A 7,483-nucleotide genomic window follows, 5' to 3' on the forward strand; every position below is an offset into this window, starting at 1 on the left:
TAGGTGTGTTCGTAAAAATGATGCAAGAGACCATTCATTATTTATTTAAGAGCGCTATAGACGTTTTTGCTGTTTTTAAATGGTTTCTCTCGATTTGAATGAATGGCTGTCTGGAGCAAGCCGATAGCAAATAACACATATCGAGCCAGGGGAGTCAGGTCTATGAAATTCATGAAGCGCAGCGTGAGAACCCGCCTTTGGGCTGCGTTGGGCGGATGCCTTCTGTTATTGGCGCTGGTGGCTGGCGCAGGCATCTACGGCATGAATAGCGTCATGGTCAATTTCGAGAATGTCTATCATCAGGATGTAAAACGCATCGAGTTAATGGGTGCGCTTCAAACTGATCTTCAAGACGCGCGTACACTATTGTTGTCGGCGGTGGCGGCCCGAACGCCGGACAGTCTGGCGCAGCTTGCCACTCAAGGTAAAAAGGACCGCGCGCATTTTGCCGCCAAGCTCGACGAGTACCTGCGTGGGCTAAGCCCTGAGCGTCGTCAATCACCTGACATCACGCGACTGGTCGCCCTGAGCCAGACCTTCTGGCAGAACTTCGAGCTCATGAGCACGCACGTGGCTGATAACGATCTTGTCGCGCTCGAGGCGGATCTTGCGCGTGCTCAGGAGCGGGAGGCGCTGTACCGGGAGTTTCTGGGACTGGTTAAGCAGCGAATCGATGATAACAACGCCGACATGGCGCGTTCGTTCGAGCGTGCGCAGGCAAGCTTCCAGCAGGAACGCACCCTGATTCTGGCAGCGGCGCTGCTGGCGCTTGCGCTTGGTGTACTGGCCGCGCTTTGGCTGACACGAAGCATCATGCGCCCGCTCGGGCGCGCCGGTGCGGTCGCGAAAGCAACGGCCGAGGGCGATCTGACTCATCGCGTCGAGGTACACGAACAGGATGAGTTCGGGCATATGCTCGAGTCACTTTCCAACATGCAGGCGCGCCTGGTCGAAGTGATTCGCTCAGCCAAGCAAAGCAGCCTGGTGGTAGCGGAAGTGGCCGGTGAGGTGGCCTCGAGCAGTGATGAGCTGAGTCAACGTACCCAGGAGCAGGCCGCAAGCCTTCAAGAGACGGCCGCCTCGATGGAGGAAATTACCTCGACGATTCGCAACAACAGCGAAAACGCCAAACAGGCTGAAACCCTGACTCAAGGTATGGCTGGGCAGTCTCGTCAGGGCGGTGATGTAGCCGCCAAGGCAATGGCCGCCATGCATGAGATTCGAACCTCGAGCGATCAGATCGTCTCGATCGTGTCGCTGATGGACGGTATTGCCTTTCAGACCAACCTTCTGGCACTGAACGCGTCCGTGGAGGCGGCCCGGGCCGGCGAGCAGGGCAAGGGGTTTGCGGTGGTGGCCTCTGAAGTGCGCACTCTGGCCAACCGCTCGGCAGACGCCGCGCGCGACATCAGGCAGCTGGTGCTTGAAAGCGCCGACCGCGTCAAGGAGGGCGTCAACCAGGTTACCGAGACCTCCAGCGCACTCGAGGCCATTGCCGAGAGCGTCTCGCGCGTCAATGACCTTATGAGCGAGATGGCCGAAGCCAGCCGCGAGCAAAGTCTTGGCATCGAGCAGATCAATACTGCCGTCAGCGAAATGGATGGCATCACGCAGCAAAACGCAGCGTTGGTGGAGGAAGCGGCGGCGTCGAGTGAGTCGCTCAAGGAGCAGGCCGATGTGTTGAAAGCTGCCATTGCCTATTTCAAGGTGGGGCCTCTTGAATCCGATACTTCCTCGAACCCTGCGTACGCGTTGAGCCCTTCGAACAAGACGCCGTACTCGGCGCCGTCGAAACAAGTGCTGTCTCGAGCGCCTGTACATCAATAAAGGCCACTCGCGCTTAAAAGGCCGCTCTACCGAGCGGTCTTTTTTTCGGCCAAAAAAACCGCGTTATTCGTTTTTAACGCGCGTTCTCGACCCTTGGCACTGATTTTTTCAAAAACTTATAAAGCACTTTCTGCAATGCCCGATAAGTCATTAGAACCTTGATGCTGGCTTCTTTAACTTCAGAGCCAACGAAAAATAAACGGTCGGGACGGTTAGGGATTGCTCTTATGATAAAACTTGCAAGCAGCGTTAAAACACGGCTCATCGCGACTCTTGCCGTTGGTATCGTATTCATGATCGGTATCGGTATCGCGGCCGAGGTAGGGCTTCAAGCCAATAACGCCGACGCCAGTGAGCTGTATGACGTCCAAATGCAGAAGCAACTTGCCATGGCAGAAGTGCGCACCAATTTGCTGCAAGTGCGCATCGAGGGCTTGGCTGCCTTCGGCTATCGAGACGAGACGCGCATTGCCAATCTCGATGAGCGCGTCGAGGAACTCAAGGTCAAGAGTCAGGACGCGTGGCAGCACTATCAATCGCTTGCCAGTGCCTCAGGCAACACCTCCGAGCAGCTAGGGCAGCTTGAGCGTAACCTCGATCAATTCTGGCAAGGCTATGAGCGGGTCACTCGCGAAATGCAGGCCGGCAACTTTGACCTTGTCGACACCATTGGTTCCACAGTGATCTCTCCGGCCTATCGCCAGTTCATAGAGTTGACCAATGGGCTCGTTGCAAGCGACCAACAGCGAATGAGCACTGCCTATCAAGCAGGCCAGGCGCGCTATGACGTGCTTTCCAACAGCATTCTCGTTGCCATTTTGTTGGCGGTGGGCCTTTCGGTTGTGCTGGCGGTCTGGTTGATTCGAAGCATCGTACGCCCGCTGTCGGAGGCGCAGATGCTTGCCGATGCAATTGCCTCCGGTGATTTGACGCGTCAGGTTTCAAACCATCGACGTGATGAATTCGGCCGTATGCTTGAGTCCATGCGCGAGATGCAAAACCGATTGACCGACATTGTCGGAAACGTGCGGGAAGGCGCCGATTCGGTCTACAGCGCCGTGGCTGAAATTTCGAACGGCAACGACGATTTGAGCGCACGCACGCAGGAGCAGGCGGCAAGTCTTGAGCAAACGGCGGCTTCGATGGATCAAATGACCTCAACCGTGAAGCAAAACGGCGACAGCATGCGGTCGATGTCCGAGCTGGCGACCGGCATGAGCGGCGAGGTGCGACAAGGCAGTGCAATGATCGGCCGTACCCGTGAGGCCATGGCTGAAATCAACGATTCCAGTTCCAGGATCGAAAACATCGTCGGCTTGATCGACAGCATTGCCTTTCAGACCAATCTGTTGGCGCTCAATGCGTCGGTGGAAGCGGCTCGGGCGGGTGAGCAGGGGCGTGGTTTTGCGGTAGTAGCCTCGGAAGTGCGCAATCTTGCAACGCGGTCTGCCGACGCGGCCACTGAAATTCGAGACCTGGTGGCGCAAAACGTGGATAAGGCGCGCAACGGTGTGGAGCTGGTCGAGCAGTCCGAACGCATTCTTTCGAACCTTCTGGGCCGTGCCGGGCAGGTCAATGGTCTGGTTAGCGAAATCGAGAGCGCAACTCGCGAGCAGATTTCCGGCATCGAACAGGTCAATCAGGCCGTGGCCCAGATGGACAGCGCCACCCAGCAAAATGCCGCCCTGGTGGAAGAGTCCGCCGCTGCCGGGCATAGCTTAAAAGAACAGGCCGATGAACTGAGCCGTCAGGTCGCAATCTTTACCTTGAATAAGCGGTCTAATGCCCGGCCGGCACCCACTCACGGGCAGGTCACGTCCGCACCGCTCCCTGTCTCACGACCGGCGCCTCACTCACACTCGAAAGCCGCAACGAGCAGTTCAAGTGGCCCTGTGGCAACGAAAAAGGCGCCGCGCGCTGCCGAGCCCGTGACCGCCGATGACTCTGACTGGGAAACGTTTTGACCTCTGAGAAGCCCGCATTCGCGGGCTTTTTCATGAGTGCAGCTAGCGTGGGCCGCGCCGATGTTGAACTTCCTGCATCAAGGTTGCCCAGCGCGGGCGTGACAGCGCCGTGGTCATGCCAGACATCAGTATCCACCATCGGCGTTTCATGGGCGTCATGCGCTGATTGTGACGCACCAGCGGCGGCAGAATGCGTTCGGGTTCGAAGGCCTTCCAGCCCTGGGTAATCGATACCTGATACTTGACCATGACGGGCGCAAGCTCGAGGCGATAGATCCACTCAAGCTGCTTGTCGGTGTGGTCGTGTCTCAGGATTTCACTCGCCATATCGTCATAGTCATCGGGGGAGGGCTCGTCATCGAGCCAAAGGCGGGTCAGCGACATCCAGAGTGTCTGGCGAGAGGCGAGAAGCGTATCGCGGTCGATCATGAAGCGTCCGTTGCGGCGAAAAATTGAAGCGTGCGTTCAATAAGGACACAATACGCGTTTTGCCGCGAGTATGCCGGCCTTTCTCAATACACCATGGCACGAACGCATGGTGGCACAGTGACCAGATAACGAGGTTCAGCGTGATCATTCATCCGAAAGTCCGCGGTTTTATCTGTACGACGACGCACCCGGTGGGCTGCGAGAAGAACGTTCAGGAGCAGATCGAGGCGACTCGTAAGCTCGGCGTGAACGAGGGCGGCCCGAAAAACGTTCTGGTCATCGGCGCCTCCAGCGGCTATGGGCTTGCCGCGCGCGTGACGGCCGCGTTTGGCTACGGTGCCAATACGCTTGGGGTCTTTTTTGAAAAGGCGGGCACCGATACGCGTCCGGGAACCGCCGGGTGGTATAACTCGGCGGCGTTCGACAAATTCGCCAAACAGGATGGCCTCTACAGCAAGTCCATCAACGGCGATGCGTTCTCTCATGAAGCACGCGACAAGGCCATCGAACTGATCAAGCAGGACATGGGCAAGATCGATCTGGTGGTGTACTCCCTTGCCTCGCCGGTTCGAAAATTGCCGGACAGCGGCGAGGTTCTGCGTTCTGCCTTGAAACCTATCGGTGAGACCTACACGTCTACAGCGATCGATACCAACAAGGATCAGATCATCGAGGCGTCGGTCGAGCCGGCAACCGATGAAGAAATTGCCAATACCATCAAGGTCATGGGCGGTGAAGACTGGGAGCTTTGGATTGACGCGCTCGACCAGGCCGGCGTGCTTTCAGACGATGCGCGCTCGGTCGCCTTTAGCTACATCGGTACTGAGATTACCTGGCCCATCTATTGGCACGGCGCCCTTGGCAAGGCCAAGGAAGATCTGGACCGCGCGGCAAGCGCCCTCGACGACAAACTTGGCGGCGGTGCCAATGTGGCGGTGCTCAAGTCGGTTGTTACCCAGGCAAGTGCTGCGATTCCGGTCATGCCGCTCTATATTTCAATGGTCTATCGGATCATGAAAGAAAAAGGCTTGCATGAAGGCACCATCGATCAGCTCAATCGCCTGTACCGTGAACGTCTCTACAGTGATGGCGAGATGGCGACCGACGATAAGGGGCGCGTACGTCTCGATGACTGGGAGCTGCGTGACGATGTACAAAATGCCTGTAAAGAGCTATGGCCCCAGGTGACGTCCGATAACCTGTTCGATATCACCGACTATGCCAACTACAAGCGCGAATTCCTGAAGCTGTTCGGGTTCGAGCGCAGCGACGTCGATTATGACGCGGATGTGAACCCCAACGTTCAGTTCGATGTGGTGTCCTTATGATCATCTGAAGCGTTGATTGAACGTGAAACAAGCCGGCTTAATGCCGGCTTTTTTGCGCCGTTAATTCTTGTTCCATCCCCTTTATTTTTGTGTCTAACGCTGTTGGATTAATGTTTTCGACTGTTAGGTTGGTGGAGGAGTTAAAAAGTACCACTGCCAAGTAGCAAATAAGGCTTAATCGCGTAATATGATGCGATACATAGACGAACTGTAACTTATTGTATCGCCCGCCAGTGATGACATGTCTCAGGCCAGTAATGGGTCAGGCGGATCACTTTTGAGGAATGTGCCATGGCTAAAGTCATAATCGAGCGGATCGACGGAGCTCTGTTTTCCGTCAACCCCCAGAAAATCCTGTCTGCCGGAGAAGCCATCGATACAGGTGTTGCGCTCTATGCACCGGACGGGGCTCGACTCGTGACTGAAGACGGTACGGTTCTGGATGTGTCCGCAGACAACCGCGTTTTGCTTGAGAGTGTGGACGGCCGCCTTTTCCTAACGTCGCAAGCCGACCCGGTCTCCTCGCAGGATGCCGATGTTGCTGAACTTTTGGCCGCTATCGAGCGGGGTGATGACCCGACCCGAATTCAGGAAGGGCCTGCTGCGGGTGCCGGTGACGCACCGGGGGATGCCGGTGGTGACGGCGGCGGATTCGGTCAGGGGTTCAATGTCTCTCGTACTGGCCGGGAAGAAACCGCGACCTATCGCTATGAGGCTGATTCAGGCTCCAGTGCAACGTTTACTGACCAAACAGAAAGCACCGCAGCGCCTGCCGATGATACCGCGTCCGGCGATGACAGTGAGCCGAACACAACCGCCGTGGGAGCAGGTCCTGACTCGTCGGGAGAGGCTCAAATAGATGAACCCGCTGCGCTCAATCAAGCGCCCACGGCGCCGACGCTTGATCTTCTTCCCTTGACTGAAGGCGCGGTCAGCGCCGGCCAGGTTATCGGTCAGGCTACGGCGACGGATCCGGATGGCGACGCGATCACCTATGGCCTTGCCGACAATGACAATGGCTATCTGGCCATCGATCCCGACAGCGGCGAGATCACGCTGACGCAGGCCGGTGTCGACGCAGTCAACAACGACGCGCTGGATCTGACTACGCTTTCTGTCACAGTTACCGCTTCTGACGGGGAGTTGACCTCCACGGCGACCGAGACGGTCACGGTCAATCGTGTTAACGATGCACCAACCGATGTCACGCTTACCCTTGAAACGCTCACGGAAGGTGGCGTCAGCGCAGGCCAGGTCATCGGCCAGGCTACGGCGACGGATCCGGAAGGCGACGCGATTACCTATGGCCTTGCCGACAATGACAATGGCTATCTGGCCATTGATCCCGACAGCGGCGAGATCACGCTGACGCAGGCCGGTGTCGACGCAGTCAACGACGACGCGCTGGATCTGACTACGCTTTCTATCACAGTTACCGCTTCTGACGGGGAATTGACCTCCACGGCGACCGAGACGGTCACGATCAACCGTGTTAACGATGCCCCCGACGCTGTAAACGACGCCCTGACCACGGCGGAAGACACCGCGCTGGTCATCGCGCCGGACACGCTGCTGGCCAACGACAGTGACGCCGACGGCGACACGCTCACCATCACCGGCGTCAGCGGCGGTCAGGGCGGTGCGGCCACGCTCAACGCCGACGGCACCATCACCTTCACGCCGGCCGCGAACTTCAGCGGCGACGCCACGTTCCGCTACACCGTCAGCGACGGCCAGGGCGGCAGCGACACGGCAACGGTCACGGTGGCGGTCACCGGGGTCAACGACGCCCCGGTCGCCGAGGCCGACAGTGCCGATCCGAGTGCCGGCAACGACGCCCTGACCACGGCAGAGGACACCGCGCTGACCATCGCGCCGGGCACGCTGCTGGCCAACGACAGCGACGCCGACGGCGACACGCTCACCATCACCGGC

General features: G+C 57.9%; 5 protein-coding genes. 4 read left to right on the forward strand and 1 reads right to left on the reverse strand.

All coding sequences use genetic code 11. The features are described from left to right. Nucleotides 1-162: 162 nt before the first annotated feature. Together NAT23_RS07145 and NAT23_RS07150 are read left to right on the forward strand one after the other, a co-directional pair. Nucleotides 163-1,827 (forward strand): methyl-accepting chemotaxis protein, encoded by a 1,665-nt coding sequence (locus NAT23_RS07145; RefSeq protein ID WP_251926751.1) that lies wholly within the window; start codon nt 163-165, stop codon nt 1,825-1,827. Between the two features lie 227 nt (nt 1,828-2,054). Then, nucleotides 2,055-3,791 carry a methyl-accepting chemotaxis protein gene (locus NAT23_RS07150; RefSeq protein WP_251926753.1) on the forward strand — a complete coding sequence of 579 codons (1,737 nt, stop codon included), beginning with the start codon at nt 2,055-2,057 and terminating at the stop codon, nt 3,789-3,791. Between the two features lie 42 nt (nt 3,792-3,833). On the opposite strand, the gene NAT23_RS07155 is transcribed toward NAT23_RS07150, so the two are convergent. Further along, nucleotides 3,834-4,220, reverse strand: coding sequence for a DUF7079 family protein (locus NAT23_RS07155; protein WP_251591987.1), 387 nt, complete (start codon nt 4,218-4,220; stop codon nt 3,834-3,836). Between the two features lie 140 nt (nt 4,221-4,360). On the opposite strand from NAT23_RS07155, the gene fabV reads away from it, so the two are divergent. Both fabV and NAT23_RS07165 read left to right on the forward strand, forming a co-directional pair. Continuing rightward, a complete protein-coding gene (gene fabV / locus NAT23_RS07160) occupies nt 4,361-5,548 on the forward strand; it encodes an enoyl-ACP reductase FabV (RefSeq protein WP_251926755.1) in 1,188 nt (395 codons plus the stop codon). A gap of 291 nt (nt 5,549-5,839) precedes the next feature. Continuing rightward, nucleotides 5,840-7,483, forward strand: a 1,644-nt coding sequence (locus tag NAT23_RS07165) for a retention module-containing protein (protein WP_251926757.1), incomplete at its 3' end; no start/stop codon positions are given.

The sequence above is a fragment of the Larsenimonas salina genome (assembly GCF_023736155.1).
Taxonomy (GTDB): Bacteria; Pseudomonadota; Gammaproteobacteria; order Pseudomonadales; family Halomonadaceae; genus Larsenimonas; species Larsenimonas salina.

Coding starts and splice junctions, on each gene's coding strand:
- NAT23_RS07155 (WP_251591987.1), bottom strand. CDS start 4,220: ATGATCGACCGCGATACGCTTCTCGCCTCTCGCCAGACACTCTGGATG.
- NAT23_RS07145 (WP_251926751.1), top strand. CDS start 163: ATGAAATTCATGAAGCGCAGCGTGAGAACCCGCCTTTGGGCTGCGTTG.
- NAT23_RS07150 (WP_251926753.1), top strand. CDS start 2,055: ATGATAAAACTTGCAAGCAGCGTTAAAACACGGCTCATCGCGACTCTT.